The 22,576-nt window shown below is 63.2% G+C and carries 26 protein-coding genes; 10 read left to right on the forward strand and 16 right to left on the reverse strand.

Translation table 11 applies throughout. From position 1 onward, the window contains the following. The first annotated feature begins 1 nt into the window (after window position 1). The 4 genes from DW2_RS06935 (at window position 2) to DW2_RS06950 (ending at window position 3,089) form a co-directional block, all read left to right on the forward strand. Complete coding sequence (locus tag DW2_RS06935; protein WP_038144883.1) at window positions 2-652, forward strand: FliH/SctL family protein; 651 nt, start codon at window positions 2-4, stop codon at window positions 650-652. Continuing rightward, complete coding sequence (locus tag DW2_RS06940; protein ID WP_038144884.1) at window positions 653-1,054, forward strand: FliM/FliN family flagellar motor switch protein; 402 nt, start codon at window positions 653-655, stop codon at window positions 1,052-1,054. It begins immediately after the preceding gene. After that, window positions 1,051-1,920, forward strand: coding sequence for a flagellar type III secretion system pore protein FliP (gene fliP, locus DW2_RS06945; protein ID WP_038144886.1), 870 nt, complete (start codon window positions 1,051-1,053; stop codon window positions 1,918-1,920). Before DW2_RS06940 ends, fliP begins: the two co-directional genes overlap by 4 nt. Before the next feature lie 152 nt (window positions 1,921-2,072). After that, entirely contained in the window at window positions 2,073-3,089 is a 1,017-nt protein-coding gene (locus DW2_RS06950; RefSeq protein ID WP_038144887.1) for a flagellar motor switch protein FliG, read from the forward strand. 51 nt (window positions 3,090-3,140) lie between these two features. Here the strand turns inward: DW2_RS06950 and DW2_RS06955 are convergent, their stop codons facing one another. The 7 genes from DW2_RS06955 to DW2_RS06985 all read right to left on the reverse strand — a co-directional run bounded on the left by DW2_RS06955 (window position 3,141) and on the right by DW2_RS06985 (window position 7,833). Then, complete coding sequence (locus DW2_RS06955) at window positions 3,141-3,971, reverse strand: DUF1217 domain-containing protein (protein WP_038144888.1); 831 nt, start codon at window positions 3,969-3,971, stop codon at window positions 3,141-3,143. Further along, window positions 3,965-4,399 (reverse strand): flagellar biosynthesis repressor FlbT, encoded by a 435-nt coding sequence (locus tag DW2_RS06960; protein ID WP_038144889.1) that lies wholly within the window; start codon window positions 4,397-4,399, stop codon window positions 3,965-3,967. The genes DW2_RS06955 and DW2_RS06960 overlap by 7 nt, the downstream gene beginning before the upstream one ends. A gap of 14 nt (window positions 4,400-4,413) precedes the next feature. After that, the gene (locus DW2_RS06965) at window positions 4,414-4,815 is read right to left on the reverse strand and encodes a flagellar biosynthesis regulator FlaF (protein WP_038144891.1); all 402 of its coding nucleotides are present in this window, start codon (window positions 4,813-4,815) and stop codon (window positions 4,414-4,416) included. A gap of 159 nt (window positions 4,816-4,974) precedes the next feature. Then, window positions 4,975-5,808: a flagellin N-terminal helical domain-containing protein gene (locus tag DW2_RS06970; RefSeq protein ID WP_038144893.1), complete on the reverse strand. Its 834-nt coding sequence runs from the start codon at window positions 5,806-5,808 to the stop codon at window positions 4,975-4,977. Window positions 5,809-5,928: 120 nt separating this feature from the next. Beyond that, on the reverse strand, window positions 5,929-6,423 hold the full coding sequence (locus DW2_RS06975; protein ID WP_051855574.1) for a hypothetical protein: 495 nt from the start codon (window positions 6,421-6,423) through the stop codon (window positions 5,929-5,931). Next, window positions 6,416-6,739, reverse strand: a complete 324-nt coding sequence (locus DW2_RS06980; RefSeq protein WP_081874889.1) for a rod-binding protein — start codon at window positions 6,737-6,739, stop codon at window positions 6,416-6,418. The genes DW2_RS06975 and DW2_RS06980 overlap by 8 nt, the downstream gene beginning before the upstream one ends. Continuing rightward, window positions 6,739-7,833 (reverse strand): flagellar basal body P-ring protein FlgI, encoded by a 1,095-nt coding sequence (locus tag DW2_RS06985; protein WP_051855577.1) that lies wholly within the window; start codon window positions 7,831-7,833, stop codon window positions 6,739-6,741. The genes DW2_RS06980 and DW2_RS06985 overlap by 1 nt, the downstream gene beginning before the upstream one ends. Window positions 7,834-8,048: 215 nt before the next feature. Between DW2_RS06985 and DW2_RS06990 the strand changes: the two genes are divergently transcribed. Then, complete coding sequence (locus tag DW2_RS06990) at window positions 8,049-8,801, forward strand: response regulator transcription factor (protein WP_038144896.1); 753 nt, start codon at window positions 8,049-8,051, stop codon at window positions 8,799-8,801. 9 nt (window positions 8,802-8,810) lie between these two features. Here DW2_RS06990 and DW2_RS06995 read toward each other — a convergent pair whose 3' ends face one another. The 4 genes from DW2_RS06995 to DW2_RS07010 form a co-directional block, all read right to left on the reverse strand. Beyond that, entirely contained in the window at window positions 8,811-9,881 is a 1,071-nt protein-coding gene (locus DW2_RS06995; RefSeq protein ID WP_051855579.1) for a flagellin, read from the reverse strand. Between the two features lie 12 nt (window positions 9,882-9,893). After that, window positions 9,894-11,306, reverse strand: coding sequence for a flagellar hook-associated protein FlgK (flgK, locus tag DW2_RS07000; RefSeq protein ID WP_038144898.1), 1,413 nt, complete (start codon window positions 11,304-11,306; stop codon window positions 9,894-9,896). Window positions 11,307-11,339: 33 nt separating this feature from the next. Then, entirely contained in the window at window positions 11,340-12,638 is a 1,299-nt protein-coding gene (locus DW2_RS07005) for a flagellar hook protein FlgE (RefSeq protein WP_038144900.1), read from the reverse strand. A gap of 134 nt (window positions 12,639-12,772) precedes the next feature. After that, a complete protein-coding gene (locus DW2_RS07010; protein WP_038144902.1) occupies window positions 12,773-14,548 on the reverse strand; it encodes a hypothetical protein in 1,776 nt (591 codons plus the stop codon). 149 nt (window positions 14,549-14,697) lie between these two features. Between DW2_RS07010 and flgF the strand changes: the two genes are divergently transcribed. Genes flgF through DW2_RS07035 form a run of 5 tightly spaced genes read left to right on the forward strand, consistent with a single transcriptional unit; the run spans window position 14,698 to window position 18,130 of the window. Beyond that, window positions 14,698-15,435 (forward strand): flagellar basal-body rod protein FlgF, encoded by a 738-nt coding sequence (gene flgF, locus DW2_RS07015; protein WP_038144904.1) that lies wholly within the window; start codon window positions 14,698-14,700, stop codon window positions 15,433-15,435. 22 nt (window positions 15,436-15,457) lie between these two features. Then, entirely contained in the window at window positions 15,458-16,243 is a 786-nt protein-coding gene (flgG, locus tag DW2_RS07020) for a flagellar basal-body rod protein FlgG (protein WP_038144905.1), read from the forward strand. 4 nt (window positions 16,244-16,247) lie between these two features. Continuing rightward, window positions 16,248-16,925 (forward strand): flagellar basal body P-ring formation chaperone FlgA, encoded by a 678-nt coding sequence (gene flgA, locus DW2_RS07025; RefSeq protein WP_038144906.1) that lies wholly within the window; start codon window positions 16,248-16,250, stop codon window positions 16,923-16,925. Further along, window positions 16,922-17,677 (forward strand): flagellar basal body L-ring protein FlgH, encoded by a 756-nt coding sequence (gene flgH, locus DW2_RS07030; protein ID WP_038144908.1) that lies wholly within the window; start codon window positions 16,922-16,924, stop codon window positions 17,675-17,677. The genes flgA and flgH overlap by 4 nt, the downstream gene beginning before the upstream one ends. Window positions 17,678-17,686: 9 nt before the next feature. Then, window positions 17,687-18,130, forward strand: a complete 444-nt coding sequence (locus tag DW2_RS07035) for a hypothetical protein (protein WP_038144910.1) — start codon at window positions 17,687-17,689, stop codon at window positions 18,128-18,130. A gap of 36 nt (window positions 18,131-18,166) precedes the next feature. On the opposite strand, the gene DW2_RS07040 is transcribed toward DW2_RS07035, so the two are convergent. The 5 genes from DW2_RS07040 to DW2_RS07060 all read right to left on the reverse strand — a co-directional run bounded on the left by DW2_RS07040 (window position 18,167) and on the right by DW2_RS07060 (window position 22,368). Further along, window positions 18,167-18,841 (reverse strand): flagellar hook assembly protein FlgD, encoded by a 675-nt coding sequence (locus DW2_RS07040; protein ID WP_038144913.1) that lies wholly within the window; start codon window positions 18,839-18,841, stop codon window positions 18,167-18,169. A 10-nt stretch (window positions 18,842-18,851) separates the two neighbouring features. Next, window positions 18,852-20,222 (reverse strand): flagellar hook-length control protein FliK, encoded by a 1,371-nt coding sequence (locus DW2_RS07045; protein WP_038144916.1) that lies wholly within the window; start codon window positions 20,220-20,222, stop codon window positions 18,852-18,854. Between the two features lie 13 nt (window positions 20,223-20,235). Beyond that, window positions 20,236-20,859, reverse strand: coding sequence for a hypothetical protein (locus DW2_RS19690; RefSeq protein ID WP_038144918.1), 624 nt, complete (start codon window positions 20,857-20,859; stop codon window positions 20,236-20,238). A gap of 155 nt (window positions 20,860-21,014) precedes the next feature. After that, window positions 21,015-21,758 (reverse strand): sigma-70 family RNA polymerase sigma factor, encoded by a 744-nt coding sequence (locus tag DW2_RS07055; protein ID WP_038144919.1) that lies wholly within the window; start codon window positions 21,756-21,758, stop codon window positions 21,015-21,017. Between the two features lie 244 nt (window positions 21,759-22,002). Further along, the gene (locus DW2_RS07060; protein WP_156102909.1) at window positions 22,003-22,368 is read right to left on the reverse strand and encodes a hypothetical protein; all 366 of its coding nucleotides are present in this window, start codon (window positions 22,366-22,368) and stop codon (window positions 22,003-22,005) included. Between the last annotated feature and the right edge of the window lie 208 nt (window positions 22,369-22,576).

A 22,576-nucleotide genomic window follows, 5' to 3' on the forward strand; every position in this document is an offset into this window, starting at 1 on the left:
CATGACTGTGTTCCAGCGAGACTTCGACGAGGAGATGCAGGCGGAGGATGCCCGCATCGAGGCCGAGCGCCTGAAGAAATTCACCCAGGCCGATCTCGATGCGGCGACAGAGGCGGCCCGCGCCGCCGGCTTCGAAGGCGGACTGACCCGGGGGCGCGTCGAAGCCACGGCAGGGATGCAGGCCGCGCTCGAACAGCGGCAGACCGAGGCGTTCGAAAAACTCGTCCCCGCGATCACGGCGCTTCTGGACAACCAGCTTGCGCATCAGGCTGCGCTCGAGCGGCATCTATGCGGCTTCACGCTCCGGGTCTGCGAGAGGGTGTTTCCCGAATTCATCGAGAAATGCTCGACCGCGCGCGTCGAGACGCAGATCCGGCGCGCGATGGAAATCGCCCTTCGCAAACCGAGCCTGACGATCCGCCTGTCGCCCGCGAATTTCACCGGGCTGAAAGCGGTGATCGAGGCCAGCGCCGGTTCGAACAGCCCCTCCCTCGACATCGTCGCGGACCCGGCCCTCGCCGATGGCGACATCCATGCCGACTGGGAGGATGGCGTGATGGATTACAGCTTCGAGACGGTCTGCAGGAGCATCCTCCTCGCCTTGCGCCAGACCCTTGCCCCCCAAGCCACACCAATCAGGAAAGCCGTGTAAATGTCCGACATCGAGCCGCCCCAGCCCCCGCAGACCCCTGACGTTTCCGACACCGACCCTCAGGAGCCGCAAACCGAAGCCCGTGCCGCTGCCGAAGAGACCCTGCTTCACAGCCTTGCTGGCAAGCACGCCGCGAGCGAGGGAGACGGTCAGAACGTGAACGCGATGCTCAATGTCGGGCTGTCCGTCCAGATCGTGCTCGGCCAGAGCCGCATCCCGATCGCCCAGCTTCTCAACCTGAGCCGCGGTTCTGTCATCGAACTGGAGAAGAAGATCGGCGAGCCGATCGACGTCGTGATCAATGACCGCCTCGTCGCCCGCGGTGATCTCGTGAAGGTGGGCGACAACCGTCTCGGGGTCACCCTGACCGAGATCGTCAAAGACTACGTTCCCAAACGATGACGGGTCTCGCGAAGCGATCTCCGGTGGCAAAACCCGGCCTTGCGCTCCTGATCGGCCTGACCCTCGCCGCTTCGCTCGCCCTGAGCGGCAGCGCCCAGGCACAGGAGGCCGGGGGCTTGCTGGGCGATCTCGCGCGCGGGCTGAACAACGCCGCCCCGGGCAGCGACGCCGCCGCAAGCCTGAGCGGGCGCATCATTCAGCTTATCGCGCTGATGACCGTGCTCAGCATCGCGCCGGGCGTCCTCGTCGTCATGACGAGCTTCACCCGCTTCGTGATCGTCTTCTCGATGCTCCGATCCGCTCTGGGGCTGAATCAGACGCCCCCGAACATGGTGCTGAGCGCCATGGCCCTGTTCATGACGTTCTTCGTGATGCAGCCGGTCTTCGACGATGCCTGGACCGGAGGGCTCAGGCCGCTGCTGAACAATACGGTGACCGAGGAGCAGGCGATTGTCGGGATCGGCGCGCCCTTCAAGGCGTTCATGTTCGCCAATACCCGCCCCAAGGACCTGCAACTGTTCGCCGATATCGTGCGCTCCACGGGCAAGGACGGCGCAAGCGCCGATCCATCGCCCGCGCCCGCCCTGCCCGCCACGCCGGAGGAGGCGAGCTGGCGCACCCTCGTGCCCGCCTTCATGATCTCCGAGTTGCGGCGCGCCTTCACGATCGGCTTTCTGATCTACCTGCCCTTCATCGCGATCGACCTCATCGTGGCCTCGGTGCTGATGAGCGCGGGCATGATGATGCTGCCGCCGGTCATGATCTCCCTGCCCTTCAAGGTGATCTTCTTCGTCCTGATCGACGGCTGGTACATGCTGGCGGGCAGCATGATGCAATCCTATGTCGCCTATGGCGGGGGTGGCTGAGCGTCGCGCCGCCCGTTGCCTCCCAGCCCCGACATCTGCCGTTTATTCTTTGAAATTTCGCCGCCGCCAAAGAACAAGTGCGAAGTTCGATTGAGAACTAAAGGATAGACTGATATCCTCGGACAGAACTCTGAACAGATCGAGCGCCGACAATGAAATCTTCCCGGGATTACAAGAAACTGCGGGGCCCCGAGAAGGCGGCGATCCTCTTTCTCTGCCTTGGCGAAAAACATGGCGCCGGGCTGATGCAGAAGCTCGACGATTACGACATTCACTCGATCACCCACGCGATCTCGGCTTTAGGCACGATCCCCGCCGATCTCGTCGAGGAAGTGATGAGCGAATTCATGGAGACGGCCGGACAGGGCGGCGGCCTCGTCGGCTCGATGGAGATGGCGGAGAACATGCTCAAGGGGTTCCTGCCCGAAGAGCGGGTTTCCGACATCATGGGCGAGATCCAGGGCCCGCTGGTGGGGCGCAATGTCTGGGAAAACTTCTCTGCCCTGAACGAACAGGTCATCGCCAATTACCTCAAGGAAGAGCATGACCAGACCGTTGCGGCGATCCTCAGCAAGGTGAAGCCGGAGGTGGCATCGAAAGTGCTGCCCCTTCTGGGCGAGGAGCGGATGATGGAAGTGGTCGAGCGGATGATCGGCATCGAGACCGTTCCCCGCTACGTGTTCCAGAATATCGAGGAGACGCTGCAAAAGGAGTTCATGAGCTCTGCGACACGACATACCGGCCCCGATCCGCAGCAGCGCATGGCCGATCTCTTCAACAAGCTCGACAGCAAACTTTTCGACGAGATCACGCAGCGTCTCGAGCAGCGCATCCCGGAAGCCTTCGGCGCCATCAAGGCGAAGATGTTCACCTTCGACGATCTGTGCAAGCTCGACCCGCAAAGCCTCGTCAAAGTCATGCGCGGGGTCGAGGGGCAAACGCTGCCGCTCGCGCTGCGCGGCGCGAAAAAGGAGGTGCGCGATTACTTCCTGGCCGCGCTGCCCGCTCGTTCGCGGGACATGCTGAACGAGGAAATGACCGCGATGGGTCCGGTGCGCGGGCGCGAGGTGCAGGACGCCCAATCGGCCCTCGTGGATTATGCGCTCGAACTGGCCCGCGACGACGAGATCCGCATCCCGCTCGACGATGACGACGTGATCATCGACTGAGGTCCATGCGAAAGCCGCGGTTCGCGGCCCAACCGCTGCCGGCGGGGCACCTTACCGGTACCGCGAGGCCGAGAAGGTGGCGATCGCGGTCAGGTCGAAGGTCGCGGGGACGAACTGGCCGGAGCCTCCCTGAATGGCGCTCTGCATCAGCGTCACCGCCGCGCTGCCCGCCCCCCCGTTATTCGCGAAGTCCTTCGCATCGGACGCTGCGACGAAATGGGTGATCAGGTTGTCGACCGCCGCCGGATCCTTGAGCTTTCCGAGATCGAACTTGCCCTCGAAAATTTCCTTCTGCCGCTCGACATCCAGGCGGATCACGTCATCGGGGACTCCAAGGGCCGTGCGCATGAACTGCGCCATATCCTTGTCCTTGAGGATCGAATACCACGACGACACCCCCCCGAGCTTCTGGCGGAATTCCAGGACCGAGCCGACGGTCGCATTCTGCTCGCGTTCGCCATTGATGAACTGCTGGCTGACATATTGATCGACGATCGTGTCCTGCCACGCGGTCGAGGCGGTATTGGTGTTCTGCGTCCCGCCAGCGGTGAAGCCGAGCGCGTTGTAGAGCTTGCGAAACCGCGGATCGGTGAGCCTGTTGACGAGGGAAGACTTGTCGGCGGGGTCGCTCGAGAGGATCTCGCGCATCATCGCCTTGCCGAACATCTGGTCTTCCAGATCGAAGGCTTTCATCACGAAACTATAGGTATCGTAATCATTCACGAGGTCGGATGCGGTATGGATATCCGCGATCTTCTCGCGGAAGCGGGAAATCGCGCGGGCGTGCTGAGGCTCCTGCGCCAGTTGTTGCAGCTGCTTGGCCTGGGTCCGGTCGATCAGGCTCAACGCAAGGCGGCTGCTCATTCCCGAAATCGTCAGCATCCCTCATCCTCGAAAGCCGAAACGGGGGCCGCATGCCCGGAAAGACGCGCGAGGACCTCCTCCTCATGGCGCATGACAGGGCGAAGGGCGCTCAGCGCTTTGTAGTAATCGCCTTGGGAAATCCAGTTCGCCGCCTCGAACACGCCTCCGACCACGGCGGAACTGAAGATCGTGGCGAGATCGGCCAGCTTCTCCTGGATGACCGGCACCAGCGTCTCGCGCGTATCGGCCCTGATCAGAGCCGTCTGGATCAGGAAATAGGCCTGCTTCACCGGCGTCGGCTCGCACTCCTCGTCGAGCAGATCCTCGGCCCGGATCACGTCGGCCGTGCTTTCGATCAGAAGCATCTGGCGGCGGTTGGCATTTCGGATCACGCATCCATTGACCACGATCCGCTCGTTCGGCTTCAGCGTCAGTCGCAATGCCATGGCGCGCCCCCCCCTTATTCCGCGGCCAGCGGCCCGCCGGCGTCGCCGCTCAGGCCGCGGATGATGTTGCGGTTGACCTCGACGAGCGGCGTCACCTCGCCGCCGCCCCCCATGACCATCTGCGTCTGCCGCTCGACCCAGAGCGCCAGCGAAATCAGCGCCGCCTTCAGCGCGGGCGGGAACCGGTTCTCCGGCTCGGAAAGGTCGTCGCGAAGGGCGATCCAGATCCGCTCGTTCTCCCACAAGGCGTTGCGCAAGCCCTGCGCCAGAAGCCCCACCCGTTCATGGCTCGCCGCGCTGTCATATTCGGCCATATGCGCCTCGAGCTCTCCGGTGACACGGGACAGGATACGGCGCTCGATCTGCCTCGGAGACTCGGTTTCGGAAATGGTTCGCTTATAGGCCGCGACACTCATGCAAGCTCTCCTACCAATATTCTTTTCTTCTCTTGCGCCGAACTTACCATGCGCCGGTTAAAGGCGTTTTTAAACTTCTCAGGCAAAGACAAGACACGCACGACAGAAGAAAAGGCCCCGCGTTGAACGGGGCCTTTCCATTCATGTGATCGTCCCGGATCAGCGGAACAGGCTCAGGAGGTTCTGAGGACCCTGGTTCGCGATCGAGAGCGACTGCGTCGCGAGCTGCTGCTGGACCTGGTAGGACTGAAGCCGCGCGGCCTCTTTCTCCATGTCCGCGTCAACCATGTTGCCGACGCCGGTGTCGAGCTTGTCGGTCAGCTTGCCGAGGAAGTTCTGCTGGGTTTCCAGCGACTTCTCCGCCACGCCGAGCGAGGTCGCATTGTCGATCGCCGTCGAAAGCTGGTTTTCGGCGGTCGTCATCGCGTTCGACAGCGCGTTCGCGGAACCGGTGGCGTCGGAGATATCGATCGCACCCAGAGCCGACTTGATCGCCGTCAGGTCCACGGCGTTGAAGGTGATCGAGGTGGTCTGGAACGACCCGCTCGCGCGGCTGATACCGGTCACGACCGAGACCGAGCCGGTGGTGTTCACCATGTTGTCGCCGTTGAAGGTCGACTGCTGGATCGTGGTCCCGATCTGGGTCACGATGTTGTTGAGTTCCTTCTGGACCGCATCGTGATCCACGGCAGCGCCCTGGGCGAACGAGACGCGCTCGACGAACTGCTGAGCGAGATCCTTCACCGACTCGGCACCAAGACGCGCGGTCGAAACCGAGTTCTTGGTCAGCGTCAGGCCCTCGTTGATCGACTTGTACATCCCGCTGTCGCTGTTCATCGATTCCGAGATCGAGAAATAAGCGGCGTTGTCCTTGGCGGAATTGATCTTCTTGCCGGTCGAGATGCGGTTTTGCGTGTCCTCGAGCCCCTTGTTCACCGAACGCAGGGTAGCGAGGGCATTCATCGCGGAGGTATTGGTAAGAATGGACGACATTTCTGGTCACTCCTCATTCTGCAAAGATCTATATTTTCGTCTTCTGACAGAAAAACGGCCTGAGCCGTGAAGAGTGATCTTGGGCCGGAAATTAACGGAAGGTTAACGTTTCCGGGAAACCTACAATTCCTTGTCGATGCGCAGCTGCTGTCCGTCCTGGCCTGTGACGGGTTTGCCACTTTTGCCGTACAGACCATCCAGACTGTGCCGGTTTCTGATCTTTTCGATCTCGCGCACGATGTCGCGGGTCGCCTCGGACATCCGCGACAGAAGCACGCTGTTTTCCTGCACCGCCCCTTTCAGACGCCTGAGCTTTTCGCGAAGAGCGGGCGCGGCATCGACCGCCGCCGCCAGGAACGGCTCGACGACGGGTATCTTCAGTTCGATCCGCTTGAGCAGATCCGCCTTGCGGTCGTAAAGCTCGGTGACCCGGTCTAGATGCCCCGCTTCGACCGCGGCGATCTCGTCATGCAACAGATCGAGCGTCGCATCGATATTCGCCTCGAAGGCGGCGAGGTTGGCGTCGTCCTCCTCGGTAAGAACGGGGCCCGATGCGGACGTCTCGCGCCGGGCCTGCATGCGTTTGCGAAAACGCGATGTCGTGGCATCAGCCATGCTCACCTCCGTTCGAGCCATAGGCGCGGATCATCCGTTCGACGCTTTGCGCAATCCCGGTGCGGCCGGAAGCCGCGATCTCGTCCGCGATGCCGCGGGCGAGGAAGGATTTCCACATTTCCTCTCCATGCCCGCCATCCAGCCCACCCATCTTGACGGTCTTCATCATCTCGCCCACGGCCTGCTGCAGGAACGTCGCCTCGAAATCCTTGGCGATCGCCTTCGCGTCCCCCTCTTTCGGGCCGGTCGCGGACTGCCCTGCCGAAGGGCCGGCAGAGAGGGGCGTCGAGGGCTTTGACGGATCGAGCGGGTGCATCAGATGATTTCCAGATCGGCATGGAGCGCCCCGGCGGCCTTGATCGCCTGCAGGATCGAGATCGTTTGTCGGGCGCCGACGCCGATCGCGTTGAGGCCGTCCACAAGATCCTGAAGGCTCACATCACCGCCGTTGAGCAAGCTGAACTTGGTGCTCCTCTCTTCGACCTGAACACTGGTCTCGGGCACCACGACCGTTTGCCCGATCGAGATCGGCTTCGGCTGACTGACGGCATAGCTTTCCTTGACCTTGACGGTCAGCCCGCCCTGGCTGATCGCGACCTGGTCGATGCGCACCTTGGAGCCGATCACGATCGTTCCGGATTTCTCGTCGATCACCACCTTGGCGACCGTATCGGGCGTGACCGGGAGGTTCTCGATCATCGCGAGCATTTCCGGCACCCCATATTTGCCGTTCGCACGCACCTCGATGGTCGAGGGATCGAGCATCTCCGCTGTGTGATGCCCGAGCTTGTCATTGATCACACCGGCAACCCGCGAGGCGGTCGTGAAATCGGGCTCGCGCAAGGACAGTCGCACCGAGTTCAGCGAGTTCAGCTCGAAATTGATCTCCTTCTCGACGATCGCGCCATTCTCGATCCGCGCCACCGTCGGCACACCGTCCACGATGCTCGCGGCGTTGCCTTTCGCACTGTAGCCCGCAACCGAGATCGGGCCCTGCCCCACGGCATAGATATCGCCATCCGCGCCCACCAGGGGCGTGACGATGAGCGTGCCGCCGCGCAGACTGCTCGCATTGCCGAGAGAGGACACCGTCACGTCGATCGTCGACCCGCGCCGGGCGAAGGGCGGCAGCTTGGCGGTCACCATCACCGCCGCGGTGTTCTTCGTCTTGATCGCATCGCCGGAGAGATTGCCGACCCCGAGCCGCTCGAGCATCCCCTCGATCGACTTCTTCGTGAACGGGCTGCCATTGAGACTGTCGCCGCTCCCGTTCAGGCCGACCACGAGGCCATATCCGACGAGCTGGTTCTCTCGCACACCCTCGAAACTGGCGATATCCTTGATGCGGACCTGAGCGGATGCCGGGACTGCGCAGAGCGCCCCCGCAACGATCGAGAGCGAAGCAAGCACCCCTCGAAATCCAGCGGACCCAAACAACGCCCGGGGCCCCTTTCGGCGCAAAGCAGCAAGCATAGATCCCTCACCCCGTCCACATTCCTCGTTAAAATAAAGCAAACGTCAAAGAATGTCCAATATCAATACCTACTATTCTTGACTAATCCTTTTGATCAACTTAGCGTGGCCTTGCCGCTTGTGCGAGAAACTTGCCCGGGATGGAGGCTTGCATGCATATTTACGTCTTTGAGCCTCGCGATGGCCGCATTCGCGGCCTGCTCAGCGAGCTGGAGAGCGTGGGGCTGCAACCCGTCATCATCGGCGCGCATTTCTTCTATTCCGATCTCAGCACGCTGAACCAGAAAGGCGTCGACACGCGGGCAATCCTGATCGGGGACTGCCCAGAGGTTACCGAGCATATCCGCGCCATCCGCAGCTCAGGCTGTCGCAATCCGGTTCTGGTGATGCGCGACTTCAAGAACTCGCGCGACGCCTCGGAAGCGCTCGATGCCGGTGCCGACGATGTCATGGTCAGCCCGATCAAGGGGATCGAGGTGCTGTCGCGGATCAATTCGATCATCCGGCGCGCCTACGGCCACGCGGCGGAAAGCATCAGCGTGGGTGAGATCACCGCCTTCTTCGACGGGCGCGATCCGCTGGTCTCGGGGGCGCGGCTCAAGCTGTCCAACCGCGAACACGCGATCTTCCAGCACCTGGCGCTGAATGCGAACAAGGTGATCTCGAAGGGGGCGATCTACGACGCGGTCTACGGGATGAGCGACGACCAGCCCTTCGACAAGGTGATCGACGTCTATATCTGCAAGCTGCGCAAGAAGATCGCCGACGCCTCCCCCAGCGGCCACCAATATATCGAGACGGTCTACGGCCGGGGCTACAAGTTCAGCGAGCTGGAAACGTCCAGCAAGGTGAAACTTGCGGCATATGGGAAGGCCGAACCCCTGGGCACGGTGGCCGCGAGATAAGCCTCCGGCTCAGAGATAATTCAGGATCGAGAGCTTCGACATCTGCGCGGCCACGCTATAGCTCGCGTTGAGCTGGGTCTGGAGCGCAGTCATTCGGGTTGCTGCCTCGTAGGGATCCACGGACACGTAATCGGACAGCCGGCTATTGAGAACCGCGTCCATCGACTGCTGCTGGGTCAGCTTCACGTCGAGCCGCTTCTGCTTCGCGCCCAGTGCCGTCTCCGAATTGCGCAGACCCTCCACGCCGTCGCTGAGCGCGCCGACCCCCGCTGCCATCCAGCTCTTGTAGGCATTCTGATCCTGGATCTTCGAGACATCGACCGAAGCAAGCAGCGTGAGCCCCTTTATGATGCTGCGGAACTCGGGATCGTCTGCCTGCATGCCGTATTGCAGTGTCTCGCCATCGCCGATCAGCGCGGTTTTCCGAGGCGCCGGCGTGCTCGGCGTATCTCCCTGGAAGAAGGTCGTGCTGAAGCGCTTCGCCGGGTCGGCATTCGTCTCGTCGAAAACGCTGTCGATCTGGGCAAGCATCGACGTCGCCTGAGTGCCGTCGGCAGGGCCGCTGCCCACGATCCCCGAGATGACATCCTGCGGCGACAGGCCCGTCGCCGAATTGACGCTGTCATACCCCCTCAGCGCGGGCCGGTCGGAGGCCACGCCGGAGAACAGGTGATCCCCGTCGAGCGAGATGTTGAGGCTCGTCATGATCGTGTCCAGCGCGGCGCGTGCCTGCTGCTGCAAGGTCGAAGCGGTGCTGCTCGAATGTTCGAGATTGGCCAGAGCGAGCCCGAGCACATCCTGCGCCGCCCCTCGCGCCGAAGCCGCCCCGGAAGAGATCATCTCGAGCTTGCTCCCGAGAAGCTTGTTCGAGGTGATAAAATGCGAATTGGACGACGCCCGATCCTCCAGTGCGAGGACGAAGGCCGATTTCGACCCCATATCCGCATAGAGATCGGCCTTGCGCCCGGTCGAGACCTCTTGGCTCGTCCGCTGCAAATCGGCGGTGGTGCGTTCGACGGACCGTCGCGAGACCAGGCTCATCTGCAGGGTCGACAGCGAATTCCGGATAAGGGGGATCATCGTTCAGCCTCCTCAGACCGCGGCAAGCAGCGTGTCCATCATCTTCATGACCGCGGTCATCATTTTCGAATTGGCGGCGTAGCTTTGCTGGATGGTGATGAGCTTTTGCATCTCGTCATCGATGTTCACGCCCTGGATTCCCTGCCGGGTGCCGTTCACCGTTTCCGCGGCGGTTCGTGCCGCGGCAAAGCGCTCCTGCGCGCGGGTGCCCTCGAACTCCTGCGCCGAGATCATGCTGCTTCCGTAATCCCTGAGCGACAAGGATGCCTCGAGCCCTGTTCCCGAAGCGGCCGAAAGCGGTTGGTCGAAAACGGACACGAAGGCCTCGACCTGGGTCGAGTCCCCGGCCGCACCCGGCGTTGTCGCTCCGATGCCGTCGCGCAGACGCGAAAGCTGGCCGCCCTGCGACGGATCCACCGCGGCATTGATCGAGATCCGCCCCGCGAGCCCCTCCAGCTTGGCCGGATCGTAGGCGGCGCCCGCATCGGTGAAAAGCCCGGCCTGGCCCGGAGCGAGCGAGGCGTCAGCCCCCTCGAACCCCTGCACGAGACCGCGCGCCATCTCGTCGAGCTGAAGCTGGAAGCGCGGCAGGATATCCGTCTTCACCGCGAAGAGACCGGCAAGGCTGCCATTCTGGAAGCCGCGCGCATCCGTGGCCTCGGGGGTGATATCCGTCTTGCCCGCGAAAAGCCGTCCTGCGACCTGATCATAGGAAATGTAGCTGGCCTGATCCCCATCGACGAGCGGCGTCCCCCCGGCGGTGTAGAGAGTGGCGCGCCCGTCGACGGACCGGCGCACCTGCATGTCCATCAGCTTCGAGGCCCCTTCCACGAGCACATCCATCTGGTCGCTCAGATCGGCCGCTCCGAGCGAGCCGGGTTGCGCGCCCGAGATCTGCTTGTTGAGCGAGGTGATCTTGTGAAGGGTCTCGTTGAGATCGGAGACGTCGTACTTGATCTCCATGTCGACCTCGCCCCCGATACGCGAGAGCATGTCGCTGCTTTGGTTCAGCGAGGTCGCCATCTCCTGCGCTGCGGAAGCCACCCCGTTGTGCGCGGCGTTGCTGCCGGGATTGTTGACGAGCGCAATCATCGAGGTGCGCAGATCGGTGAGCCGGTCCGCCGGCGACAACCCGTCCCCGGGCTGACCGAGAGTCGCGGTATATTCGCCCACCGCCTCGTAGATCGCCTGCTCGCGCGACATCACCGACGAATGCTGTCGGTACATGCGGTTGAGCGAGGCGTCGACTTCGCGCCGCGCCTCGCCGGTCTGCACGAGGCCGCCCGCCGCAGTGACTTGCGGCAGTTCCTTGCGCACATAGCCCTCGGTGCTCGCATTCGCGATATTTCGCGATGTCGCTTCCGATTGCATCTGCGCCGCGCGCAGACCGCTGGTGCTCGCGAGGAGGGCGCCACTCAGGCTCATCGGCTTGCTCCCTTGTTCTCAGCGCCGCGGCGATCAGCGTTTGAGACGCGTGGTCTCGTCGAGCATCTCGTCCATGGTGGTGACGATCTTCGCATTCGTGGAATAGGCCCGCTGGGTGCGGATCAGATCGCTCAGCTCCTGCGCGATATCGACATTGGAGCCCTCGAGCGCGCCCGACGTGATATTGCCCACGGGGCCCTCGTTCGCCTTGTGAATCGTGTAGCTTCCGCTGTTGCGGGTGAGCCGATAGGCGTCGCCGTCGACTTCCTGCATCCCGTTCGGGTTCTCCACATGGGCGAGCGGGATCTTGTAGAGCGGCTGGCGCTGGCCATTGTCGAAGATTCCGAACATCGTGCCGCTATTGTCGATCTCGATGCGGGTGAGCGCCCCGGCCGAAGAGCCGTCCGCGCTGAATTTCTGCGGCGTGAAATCGCCCGCGAACTGGGTGATCCCGTCATAGCTGTTCGGGGCACCGAGCCCGACATCGATCTGTTGCGTGGTGCCGCCGTCATCCACGGTCAGGGTCATCACGCCGGTGGTCGTGTCCATCGAGAAGGCCGCGGGAGCGGTCGCGAGGCTGGTCACCCCGGAATAGCTCACGGGAGCGCCCGCATTCGCACCGCCGCCGGCGAAATCGACCGTGACCGTGCCGTAAGGGGTCCCGTCGGGATCGGCGACGGTGATGTCCCAGCGGTTCGGGGTCGAGGTCGGCTGCCAGGAATATTCGAGGCGCTTCACCGCGCCCAGCGGGGTGTAATATTGCGACGAGGACTTGAAGGGCGCGCCGGGCGTCGCGTTGCCGGTTTCCTGCGAGGGCAGGTTGCCCTGCACGCCGATCGTGCTGGTCGCCTTCGCGCTCAGGGTCGCCTCGGTCACGTTCACCGTTTTCAACCCGTTGAAGCTGTTACCGTCGATCGAGCCGAGCTTGCCGTCGGTATAGGGATAACCCGAAAGGAAATATCCTGCCGAGTTGACGAGATCGCCATTCTCGTTGGCTTGGAACGATCCGGCGCGCGTCATGACGTAATCGGACTGCACGCTCGTATTGGGGGTGTTGGAGACCACGAAGAACCCGTCCCCGTTCACCGCAAGATCGGTCGGAGAGCTGGTGGGGATCACCGCGCCGCCATTCTTCAGATCGGAGGTGACGACGGCATTGACCCCGGAAGGGGCGTTGAGCCCGCCGCTCGGCGTCATGGTGACCATCTGGGCGAAGCTGCGCTTGTAGCCCGTGGTATTCGCGTTCGCGATATTCTCGGAAATCTCGCCAACTGCGACAGAATTCGCGTTAAGACCGCTCACGCCGGTCTGCATCGCGCTCGAAATACTCATGGCTTTATCCTCTCATGCCCGAAGAGAAAGGGTTCTTATTTGAGAGATATGCGCCTGATGTTTAACTGACGTTAAAAATAGACAGGCTTTTTCTTGGGACGCGGGGGAAAAGCACCAATGCATAGCAAGGACATCTAGCCCCCCGTCCCCTTGGCCTCCGTCCCCACCACCTCGAGCGCATCATCGGCATTGCGCAGCCGGTCACGCGCCGCGGCATCCTTCAGCGGGCTCAGCGCCGCGGGTTCCGCCAGAAGGTTCTCGACGAGCTTGTTCAGATCGTCCCGCCCCGCCAGACGGGGAAGAACCGCCGCGACGCTGCGCGCCGTGGTCAGATCGCCCGAGCGATAGGCGGCAAGCAGCAGCTCGACCGCATCCGTCTCCGAGAAACCGTCCGAGGCGCGCTTCCACAATTCGCGATAGTAGCGGACCGCCTCCTTCCAATCGCCCTTCTTCCAATAGAGCCGGGCCAGAAGCCGCAGATATTCGACCGAGTGCGAGGTCACCTTGGTCATCAGGGCCGCATCGGTATTCCCGGCCTCGGCCAGCACCCGCGCTTGCACCGCATTGAACTGATCGCGCCCCTGCGCATCGGTCGGCCTCTCGGACACCTCGAGAACCTTGGCCGCACGCTCGAACTGGCCTCCGCGGGCGAGGGCCTCCGCCTCCTTCAGCGCCAGATGCGCCACTCTGTCCTGCGACACCGCCTCGGGATCGCTCTTGTCCAGAGCTTCGGAGGCTTCGCGGATTTTTCGGTACTCGGCGGCCGCCTGGGTCGTCGCCCCGAGATCGAGCAGCCGGTCGGCGAATTCCTCGGCATAGATCTGGAAATCCGGGCGGAACTCGAAATAGGGCTCCAACCGCTGATGCGCGTCGGCGAACTCGGCGAGCGGGATCTTCCCCTCTGCCCCCTGCGCATAAAAGGTCTTGAGCAGCCGGTCCGCCGCTTGGGCGGTGGCTTGCGCCTGCGGGCGATCGGAAAAGCGGGTGAGAATCTCGCCATAGGCCTCGAGCGCATCCGCCTCGCGGCCGGCCTTCTCTCCCAGCTCCGCGCGCCGTTCGAGAGCCTGCAGATCGAACCTGTCCCCCCGCCATGCGAGATTGGCCTCCGCGAGCTGGGACAAGGCCTGATCGGGCGTCAACCATCCTTGTTTCAGGCCCAGATCGACCGATGCGAGCCGCGCCCGCTGCGCATATCGGTCCTGTCCCTTGGCCGCCTCACGATAGGCCGCATAGGCCTTTTCGGGATGATGCGACCGCTCGGCCACCCGCCCCAGAAGAAAGCTGTAAACCGGCTCGGCCTTCAATTCGGGATAGTCGTCGAACGCCTTGCTCAGCCGTTCCGCGAGCGGCCATTTCGCGACCGCGATCGCGCCCTCCAGAAGTGCGGGAAGGCAGGCCTCCACGAAAACGGGTGGATAGGCCTCGAGCCGATCGGTCGCCCCGGCAAGGTTCCCCTCGAGCTCCACCGCATCGCCCTGCGTGATCGCGTTCAGTGCCGCCCAGAGATGATATTCGGGCCAGTTCGCCCATTCCGCGTTCGGCAGCAGCTCGCCCGGCGGAACCCCCGCTCCCTCCATGATCCGGAACCCCGCCGAAATCGCCCGCCACCGGGCGCGCTCGGCCGGGGGCAGCCCTTCCGGCATTTCGTCACCGAGGATCGACCGGCCCTCCGGCAACATGACATGCGCGAGATAGAACTCGGCGAGATCGAGCCGCGCGACCGCGCGCGCCGGTCCTGGCTCTGCGGCAGCGAAATCCGCGTTCAGCCTGTCACGGTCGGCAAGAAACCCGGCCTGGGTGTATTGCGCGAAATCGAAAGCGGGGGGCGCGGGGACGGGCTCAGCCCGGGCGGCTCCGCACACAAGGCAAAGAACCCAAACACCGCTCATGAAGGGGAAACCGCGTCGCATTCCCGTCGCCTCTTGCCTGCATGGGATTGAATTCTTTCCTCTACCAAAGAATAGTATTGATTATTTCAAGAAGAGCAAACATTATTGCCGTGAAATCGGCAGCAATCCAAACACAAAGCCACAAGCACAATTCGCGCGGACTGAAATTCATGGATAGCTCAAACTACGTATCGCTGTCTCTCGCCTCGACGCTGTGGCGCAGCCTTGATATCTCGGCCAACAACATGGCCAATGCCAACACGGCCGGCTTCAAGGCCGAACGTTCGCTGACCGAGAGCTTCAATGCGAAGGGCGGCGGGGATGCCGCGAATGACGTGAGCTACGTCCTCGACCGGGGCTCCTATCTCGACAATCGCCAGGGATCGCTGACCAGAACCTCGAACCCGCTCGACGTTGCCCTCAACGGAGATGGCTGGCTCGCCTATACCACCCCCGCGGGCCAGACCGCATTCGGGCGCGATGGCCGACTGGCCGTCGACCCGCAGGGCAACCTCGTGACCCTTTCGGGCAACCGGGTGCTTGATCGCGCGGGCGCGCCGATCGCCATTCCTCCGGGCGAGGAGATCACCATCTCCCGCGACGGGACGATCTCGAGCGCTGAGAGCGGCACGATCGGAACTCTGGGCGTGTTCACCGTGCCCGATATCCAAAGCTTCAGCCGTCTGGGAGGCGGGCTCTTCGCCGCACCCGGGAATGCCGCCCCCGCCCTCACCCCGGCCGAGACCACGCAGGTCGCCCAGGGGTTCATCGAGGAAAGCAATGTCCAGCCGGTCGTCGAGATGACCCGGATGATGGACATCCAGCGCTCCTACGAGCGGGCCGTGAAATTGATGGATGAACAGGACAACCTTCGTCAGGAAACATTGCGCAGGCTTGGCCGATCCTGACCGGCACGAAAGGAGCTGAAACATGAGGGCACTTGGAATTGCCGCCACCGGGATGCTGGCACAGCAGACCAATGTGGACGTGATCTCGAACAACATCGCGAACGCGAACACCACCGGCTACAAGAGCACGCGCGCAGCCTTTCAGGATCTGGTCTACCAGTCGCTGCAGCGCGAGGGCTCCCTGACCTCCGCCGACGGAACCGCGCGCCCGGTCGGGGTCGATATCGGCCTCGGGGTGCAGAGCGCGGGCGTGGTCCGGCTCAACACGCAAGGCGGCCTCGTGCAAACCGAAAACCAGCTCGATCTCGCGATCGACGGGAAAGGCTATTTCACCCTCAACCTGCCGGATGGCAGCCAGGCCTACACGCGGGCGGGCACCTTTCAGCTCAGCCCCGAGGGCCAGATCGTATCCCTCGACGGCTATGAAGTCGCCCCCGGGATCAACGTCCCCGCCAATACCACCAATGTCGAGATCAACCAGCAGGGGCTCGTGATGGCCTATGTCGGCAAGGACCCGACGCCGGTACAGATCGGCCAGCTCACGATGGCGACCTTCGTCAACGAGGCGGGGATGAAGCCGCTCGGCAACAACCTCCTGCAGGCGACGACCGCGTCGGGCGAACCCACCCAGGCGCTGCCCGGAGATCCGGGTGTCGGCATCCTCCGGCAAGGCTACCTCGAAAGCTCCAACGTCAATATCATCCAGCAGATCACCGACCTCATCTCGGCGCAGCGCGCCTATGAGATGAATTCGAAGGCGATCGAGACGGCCGACCAGATGATGTCCACCTCGAACCAGATCAAGTGATGTCATGACCTCGAAAATCGCCTCAGCGACAGCCCTTCTCGCCACGCTCGTCACCGCGATCTTCGCCGCATCCGCGAGCGCCGAATCCGTGCGGGTTCTGGTGGCCGAGAAAGCGGAACAGTCCTGGGGGCTCGAAATGCCGCCGAACGGGCATTTCGAGATCACGCTGCAAGAGAGCGACCCCGGCGAGGCGGAAATGATCAGCGATTTCTGGATGGACCGCTCCACCGGCCAGTTTCTCGCGAATGCCGTCGAGAAATCCGGCGACGTGCGCCGGGTCGCCGGGCTCGCGCTGCTCAACGTGCCCGTACCGGTGCCCACTGAGCAGCTACTTCCCGGCACGATCCTTTCCGGCGATGACTTCCAGGTGGTCGACCTCCCCTATGGCCAGGTCGGGGCCTATGCCGTGACCAGCCTCGACCATCTGGCGGGCATGCAGGTCCGCCGCGTGCTCGCCCGGGGGCGTCCGGTGATGAGCCAATCCATCACCGAGCCGGTGATCATCGCACGCGGCGACCCGGTCTCGATCGAATATTCGAAAGGCGCGATGTCGCTGACCGCGCCCGGCAAGGCGATCTCTGACGCTCATGCGGATCAGCCCGTGCGCGTGGTCAATCTCGTGAGCAACAAGATCGTCACGGGGATCGCCAAGCCCGACGGCAAAGTGGAGATTCAGAATTGAAACATTCACTCTATTTCCTGCCGATGCTCGCGCTGGCCGCCTGCGGCCCCGGCACGGCCTTCGACCGCGACCCGCATGTGAGCAACATGGTCGTCGATGGCGACACCATTCCCGAGGTCAATCGCGTCAGCGTCCCGATGCCGCCGCTCGAACCCCCGCATGTTCCGCAACGGGCCGAGGCCGCATCGCTCTGGCGGACCGGGTCGGCGGGTTTCTTCGGCGATCAACGCGCCGACAAGGTGGGCGATCTGCTCACGGTCGATATCGATATCAACGACCAAGCACAGCTTCAGAACGCGTCCCAACGCAGCCGAGACGGCAGCGAGAATGTCGGCTTCCCCACATTTCTCGGCTACGGCGGCAAGATCGACAAGGTCCTGCCCGGCGTCAGCCAGAAGGACCTGCCTTCGGGAAGCAGCATCGTGGATCTGAACTCGAAATCGAGCGCCAATGGCAGCGGCTCGATCAAGCGCAACGAGACGATCAACCTCAAGGTCGCCGCCCTGATCATCCAGAAACTCCAGAACGGGAATTTCGTGATCGCCGGGCGCCAGGAGGTGAAGGTCAATCACGAATTGCGCGAATTGCGCGTCGCCGGGATCATCCGCCCGCAAGACATCCGGATGGACAACACCATTCCCTACGAGAAGATCGCCGAGGCGCGGATCTCCTATGGTGGCCGCGGGCAGATCAGCAAGGTGCAACAGCCTCGTTACGGGCAGGACGCGCTTGACGTCGTGCTTCCCTACTGACCTCGCCCGATGCCCCCTCTGAAGATCCTCGTGCTGCTCATCGTCGTGGTGCCGATCGTCGCCGCGGGCCTGGGATATCTCGGCGGCAGCCAGATCGCGCCGCGTCCCGATGCGCCCACAACGCCGGCGGAGCCCGCCCCGCGCGAGATCGCTCTGGGCAACATCACGGTTCCGATCTACAGGGCGCGCGATGTCAGCTATCTGACGGCCGATGTGACGCTGGTGCTCAAGGCCGACGGTCTTCCCGACGGCTCCGCGCTCGTGCCGAAATTGCGCGACGAGACGCTCGATCTTCTGACCACCCTGGCAGACAGCCGGTTGCTCGATCCCGGTTCGGATGCTCCCGACCAGATCGCCACCCTTCTCGAGCGTGGTCTGTCGGATCGGCTACCCGGCCTGCAGGCCGTGAAGGTGAACCGCGCCACGCCTTTCCGGCAAGGGCAGAACGGCTGAAATCGCCGCTGCGGCGCGCGGCGGCGTGACGCCGCCTCAGCCCGACACGGCGAGGACGAGCGAGCTCGGAATCTCCTCGCCGTTGCGCAGAACCAGCGACTGCCCCTGCCCCGTGAAGCGCACCTGATCGACCCGGGTGCTCGGATAGGTGTCGTAGGAAATCGGATTGCCGTCGGCATCCCTTGCGTCGATCTCGATGCGGAACGTGTCATCGGGCACCGGCAGCCCCGCAGAGTCGCGACCATCCCAGGTGAGCGCGATCTTCTCGCCCGAGCGCGTCGACAGACCGTTGATCCGGCGCAGTTCCGTCCCGTCGGCGGTCTTGATGATCGCGGTCACCTTGTCGGCAGGGGCGGCGAGTTCGTAGCTCGTGCTTGCCTCCCCGTTGCGCAACTCGAACCTGTCGGAGGCGAGCGTCACCGTCTTGCCCATCAGCGCGACATCCGACATCCCCCCCAGCGCGCTCAACTTGGCGTCGATGGTCTTGAGATTGGTGTTGGTCTGGACGGACTGCTCGACCTGGCTGAGCTGCGCCAATTGCGACACGAACTGCGTCGAGTCCATCGGCTGAAGCGGATCCTGATTTCGGATCTGCGCCGTCAGAAGCTGCAGGAAACTGTTGTAATCCGCCGAGAGCTTCGATTGCGCGGTATTCGCCGTGTTGTCGGTCGCAGCCGAAGCTGCATTCGTGCTTGTCGGAGAGATGCTCATTGGTGGCTCCTCAGGTCCTGATATCCACTTGTCCGTCGAGGATGGTCGGCTGCCAGTCGGCGCCAAGCACGGGGACGTCATCCTCGAAATTCGCTCCCGTGCCGGCAGAGCGCTCTTCCCCCTGCCCGCCATGACCGCCGAACTGCTCGAAATCGAGCGTGCCGCTATCCATCTGGATACCCTGCCCCGCCAGGATATTCGCCAGGGTATCGCGATCGCCGCGCAGAGCGCTCAACACCGCCGGGCTCTCGGCGCGCACGACCACGTTGATCTGACCGCGCTTGTCGCGCTCCACGTCGATCTCGATATCGCCAAGCCCGCGCGGGGTCAGAGCAACGCGGGTGCGTCCCTCATGCAGGTCGGCGCGCCGCAATTGCGTCGCGAGAAAGGCCGCGAACCGGGGCGAGGGCTGGGCCGCAGGCTGCCCCGACTGGGCTACTGCTTCGCTGCGCTGCGTGGCGCCTCCGTCATGCTGCGTGAGCCGAGCCACGGCCGTATCGGGCAGCGCCCCGGCGCGTGCGGCCTCGGCGAACAGGCTGCCGGGTTTGGGATCGCCCTTGCCCGGCTCCACGGGCAGGCCAGCCGCCTGAGCGTCAGACTTGCCGGTTTTCCCGGCGCCCTTCGTGGCGGCTTCCAGAACCGCGCGCACCCGCGGATCCATGCCATTTTCTCGCAGCTCCGCGGCAGGAAGATTAGGCGCCGGGTCCGCAGGACCCTGCGGGAGCGGGGTCGCGGCGGGTGCCTGCGCCGCTTCAGGCTTGGGGTGGACAGCAAGAGGAGGCGTTTCCCCGGTCGATCTCGCAGGCAGAAGCGCCGCAGCCGATTGCACCTCCGCGCCCCCCTTTTGGAGCGGCACGCGTTCAGGCGCCATCCCCGGCAGGCCGAGCGACATCAGAAGGCTCGCAAAGACCTCGTCTATGCTTTCGCTTGCCCCGCCGGGCTTGCCCGAAGCCGGTTTTTCCACCGTGCTTCCGGCCTGCGGGCTGATCCCATTCAGCGAACGGACCAGAACCTCCCGAAGCTTCGTGCCATGTGCGGCATCGAACCCGGCGAGCACCTTCGCGAGCGACGCGCCCAGCTCGCTCAACACGGCCCCTACGGGCTTGCCATTTGCCAACTCCGCAAGCGCTCCGTCCCGAACCTTCTGAAGCTTTCCGACCAGCTCGGTCTGAAGCGCGGGAATGTCCGCAAGGAGCGTGGCCCCTGCCGCACCGCCCGCCGAAACCGCCAGCACGGCGCCCCCTTTTCCCTGCGCAAGCGAACTCGTTTGCGCCCCCTGCAGGAGCGTCCCGAACCCGGTCTGCTCCGATCCCGCAGGCTTTCGCCCCGCTCCCGAGATCGGCGTCGTCGTATTCAGCAATGTCGCAGCTTTCGCGTCCATGTATTTGACCTCGTCACCCAAACCGCACCCTAACGCCCCGGCGGTCCGAGAAGGCCGCCTGCCACTCCATGAACGGAGCATACCACTCCCGGTCCTTTTCATACCCAAGCTGCACGAGCAGATCGAACAGCACCGGAAAGCGCGAGAACTGATCGAAAATGCGCGCCCGGTGCTCTTCGCCGCGCCATTTCGCGCGCGCCTTCTCGACCGGCCGCACGCCGTTGAGAGGCCCCTGCAAGGCGCTCGGAACTTTCGTCGAGCCATAGTCGGAGAAGCTCCCCTCGAATTGCAGATCGAACGCATCACCCAGCTTCGTCTGAATTCTGTCGGGGTCATTGACCAGATCTTCGTATTTGAGAAGGAAGACCCCCTGGGGGAAGATGCCGGAATTCAGCACGGTCCCGATTGCCTCATGGATCTGCAACAGTCCCGGCATGATCGGCGCGGGCGCGTCGTCGCCGTCAATGAAATACATCCGATCCGCCGAAATGAAGTAGTCATCCGGCACCGCGGAGTGACGGCTCACGAGGATGTCGCGCGGGTCGCGCAGCGGCACGATCAGATCGAGCCGCTTCTCGCGACGGTTCGCGCGCGCAACATTCGGAACCTGGAAGATATCGAGCGGGCGCTTGCTCACCCAATTTCCCGGTCGCGCAATCGTCGCTAGTGCGCTCGTCTCACGGGGCGGTATTTCAAACCCTTTCAGGGTCTCGCGCAGCATATTGTAGAAAAGCGTCGTTCCCGCGCGCCCGTATCCTGCGATCATGAGGTGACGTGACATGGTCCCGCTCATCAATTCAGCATCGCGGGGCTGAATCCGCGCTTTTCGAGATGGCGCTTGAGCCGGGTGAGCGCGCGTTTTTCGACCTGGCGGGCACGCTCCCGGCTCATCTCGAGATCGCGGGCGAGATCGTCGATTGAATCGGGGGGCGTCTGCAACTTGCGCCGCAGAACGATCTCGCGATCCGGTTCTTCGAGATCGTCCAGCGCATCCCCGAGAACCTCACGCGCCATCCGCGCGGCAGAGGCGGCGAGGGTCTGCTCCTCGGGCGTGAGATCCGGGCTGCGCATCATCTCCATCATCTCGGCATCGCTGTCGTCGAAAGCCCGGGCATCAAGGGCGACCACTCCGGTGAGGACCTGACCGGCCTCGGGATTGTCGAGCCGCCCCATGCGGGCATCGAGATAGACACGGGTCGGCACGTCGATCACCGTCTTGATCCGGGCGAGCGCGTTGAGCACGCAGGTCATCACCCACCAATGCGAATAGGTCGAAAACCGGACATCCTGCGTGAGATCGAATTTCTCGGCGGCGCGCATCAGGCCGATGATCCCCTCGGCCACCAGATCCTCGAGCTCGACCGGGTTGGTCGCCCAGCGACGGGCCTGGGCATATGCCTGACGGACGTGAGAGCGGAGAAGAATCTCGAGCGAGTCCCGGTCTCCATGTTCCTGCCACCGCGAGATGGCTTGCCGTTCTTCCTCGACATCAAGAAATGGCGCATCAAGTGCAGCACGGAAACTCAATGCAAACATTAGCCCGCCTCTATCCACTCTTTTATCAAAGAACAGAAGATCATGGGCAAAGCTTTGGAGGAAGCTTTACTTGATTAAAGGGACATTAATCCGCAGGTTTTCTGGTTAATCTTGGGTTAACGGGCCATGAGGCCGCGCCGCCTGGAGGGCGGCGCGGCGAACTCATGCTTTTCGTCACCATTGTTTGGTCCGCCAACCAGACACGGAAGAACTCGTATCGGACCGCTTCCCGCAGCCCTCGTCTTCAGAGGCGACCGCTCACAGCGGCACCACCACGATCCCGGCCATCCTCATGGACAGCAAAGCCATCGCGCCCACGCGACGCCATCGCCGGCAGCCGGAGGTCCATCGCACGGTCCCCGTTTCCGTGCTTCGCCTCCGCTCCATGTGCGGGCTCGATGACGATGAGGCTTCCATAGGGAACCTCGATCCCGAGCTCCTCCACGAGAACATCGCCGAGCGAAATCCCGGGCAGAAGCTCTTCCGCCTCGGGCAGCACCAGAAAGCGGGCATCTTCCCGCGTCGAGCAGAGCACCACCGTCTGCGCAGGCAGAAGCGCAGCCGCCAGCCAGCGCCCTTGGGAGCCCGAACCACTTGACGTGCACGTCACGGAACCTTCCCAAATCTGCGCCAACAAATCGTTGTTTTTCATAGACATCCTAGACCCCTGAGTCCCCCTCATTTGCAGCAGCGACAGATTATCAGCGATTCACCGTCGGGTAAGGTTGAGGATTGTTAAACCGCAAGGCGAGTGAGTCCGGATCGCGCCGGGACGCGCCTTGCGACAGAACCGCCGGACCAGCGCCTCATCGGCGGCG

Origin of the sequence: Thioclava atlantica (assembly GCF_000737065.1) — a bacterium.
In the GTDB taxonomy this organism is placed as follows: domain Bacteria; phylum Pseudomonadota; class Alphaproteobacteria; order Rhodobacterales; family Rhodobacteraceae; genus Thioclava; species Thioclava atlantica.

Excerpts from the sequence above, each read along its gene's own strand:
- flgA (WP_038144906.1), top strand. The coding sequence starts at position 16,248 with ATGACCTCGAAAATCGCCTCAGCGACAGCCCTTCTCGCCACGCTCGTC.
- DW2_RS07040 (WP_038144913.1), bottom strand. The coding sequence starts at position 18,841 with ATGAGCATCTCTCCGACAAGCACGAATGCAGCTTCGGCTGCGACCGAC.
- DW2_RS07055 (WP_038144919.1), bottom strand. The coding sequence starts at position 21,758 with ATGTTTGCATTGAGTTTCCGTGCTGCACTTGATGCGCCATTTCTTGAT.
- DW2_RS06940 (WP_038144884.1), top strand. The coding sequence starts at position 653 with ATGTCCGACATCGAGCCGCCCCAGCCCCCGCAGACCCCTGACGTTTCC.
- DW2_RS06970 (WP_038144893.1), bottom strand. The coding sequence starts at position 5,808 with ATGTCGTCCATTCTTACCAATACCTCCGCGATGAATGCCCTCGCTACC.
- DW2_RS06995 (WP_051855579.1), bottom strand. The coding sequence starts at position 9,881 with ATGATCCCCCTTATCCGGAATTCGCTGTCGACCCTGCAGATGAGCCTG.
- DW2_RS07010 (WP_038144902.1), bottom strand. The coding sequence starts at position 14,548 with ATGCGACGCGGTTTCCCCTTCATGAGCGGTGTTTGGGTTCTTTGCCTT.
- DW2_RS06990 (WP_038144896.1), top strand. The coding sequence starts at position 8,049 with ATGCATATTTACGTCTTTGAGCCTCGCGATGGCCGCATTCGCGGCCTG.
- DW2_RS06965 (WP_038144891.1), bottom strand. The coding sequence starts at position 4,815 with ATGAGTGTCGCGGCCTATAAGCGAACCATTTCCGAAACCGAGTCTCCG.
- DW2_RS06960 (WP_038144889.1), bottom strand. The coding sequence starts at position 4,399 with ATGGCATTGCGACTGACGCTGAAGCCGAACGAGCGGATCGTGGTCAAT.
- flgG (WP_038144905.1), top strand. The coding sequence starts at position 15,458 with ATGAGGGCACTTGGAATTGCCGCCACCGGGATGCTGGCACAGCAGACC.
- DW2_RS06955 (WP_038144888.1), bottom strand. The coding sequence starts at position 3,971 with ATGCTGACGATTTCGGGAATGAGCAGCCGCCTTGCGTTGAGCCTGATC.
- DW2_RS06975 (WP_051855574.1), bottom strand. The coding sequence starts at position 6,423 with ATGGCTGATGCCACGACATCGCGTTTTCGCAAACGCATGCAGGCCCGG.
- DW2_RS06980 (WP_081874889.1), bottom strand. The coding sequence starts at position 6,739 with ATGCACCCGCTCGATCCGTCAAAGCCCTCGACGCCCCTCTCTGCCGGC.
- DW2_RS07045 (WP_038144916.1), bottom strand. The coding sequence starts at position 20,222 with ATGGACGCGAAAGCTGCGACATTGCTGAATACGACGACGCCGATCTCG.
- DW2_RS06935 (WP_038144883.1), top strand. The coding sequence starts at position 2 with ATGACTGTGTTCCAGCGAGACTTCGACGAGGAGATGCAGGCGGAGGAT.
- flgK (WP_038144898.1), bottom strand. The coding sequence starts at position 11,306 with ATGAGCCTGAGTGGCGCCCTCCTCGCGAGCACCAGCGGTCTGCGCGCG.
- flgF (WP_038144904.1), top strand. The coding sequence starts at position 14,698 with ATGGATAGCTCAAACTACGTATCGCTGTCTCTCGCCTCGACGCTGTGG.
- DW2_RS07035 (WP_038144910.1), top strand. The coding sequence starts at position 17,687 with ATGCCCCCTCTGAAGATCCTCGTGCTGCTCATCGTCGTGGTGCCGATC.
- DW2_RS06950 (WP_038144887.1), top strand. The coding sequence starts at position 2,073 with ATGAAATCTTCCCGGGATTACAAGAAACTGCGGGGCCCCGAGAAGGCG.
- DW2_RS07005 (WP_038144900.1), bottom strand. The coding sequence starts at position 12,638 with ATGAGTATTTCGAGCGCGATGCAGACCGGCGTGAGCGGTCTTAACGCG.
- fliP (WP_038144886.1), top strand. The coding sequence starts at position 1,051 with ATGACGGGTCTCGCGAAGCGATCTCCGGTGGCAAAACCCGGCCTTGCG.